The organism is Microbacterium sp. zg.Y909, from assembly GCF_024626565.1.
In genome coordinates, this window is the sequence record NZ_JANJFJ010000726.1 from 1 (window position 1) to 684 (window position 684).

1 pseudogene is annotated in these 684 nt (G+C 67.0%); it reads right to left on the reverse strand.

The window, feature by feature from the left end:
* Positions 1–684, reverse strand: a pseudogene (locus NQ160_RS24410) (DNA-directed RNA polymerase subunit beta'); the annotation flags it as partial.

Below are 684 nucleotides of genomic sequence, written 5' to 3' on the forward strand. Positions count from 1 at the left end.
CGGCCGGGAAGTTGTCCCGCATGGCCTTCTGCACCTCGTCGGTGGCCTCGGTCCAGATCTTGATGAGCTCCTGACGACGCTCGGCGTCGGTGGTGAGACCCTTCTCGAACTGCGCGGTGACCTTCGCAGCCTGCTTCTCGTAGCCGGCGACGATCTCGGCCTTGTTCGGCGGCGTCAGGATGTCGCTGAGGGCGACGGTGACACCCGAACGGGTGGCCCAGTAGAAGCCGGCATCCTTGATGCGGTCCAGCGAAGCTGCGACCTCGACCTTGGGGTACTCCTCGGCCAGCTTGTTCACGATCTGCGACAGCTTGCCCTTGTCGGCCTGCTCGCGAACGAACGGGTAGCCCTTGGGAAGGGTGTCGTTGAAGATCGCCTGGCCGAGCGAGGCGTCCACGAGACCGTGGCGCTCGTAGCCTTCGGGCGCTTCGCCCTCGAGGAACGACAGACCGCGGATGCGGATGCGGACCTTCGCCTGCAGGTCGAGGGTGCCCTCGTCCTTGGCGAGGATCGCCTCGCCGACGGAGCCGAACACGCGACCCTCGCCGGTGGCGCCCTCCTTGACCGTGGTCAGGTGGTGGAGGCCGATGATCATGTCCTGCGAGGGCAGGGTCACCGGGCGGCCGTCGGACGGCTTCAGGATGTTGTTCGACGCCAGCATCAGGATGCGGGCCTCGGCCTGGG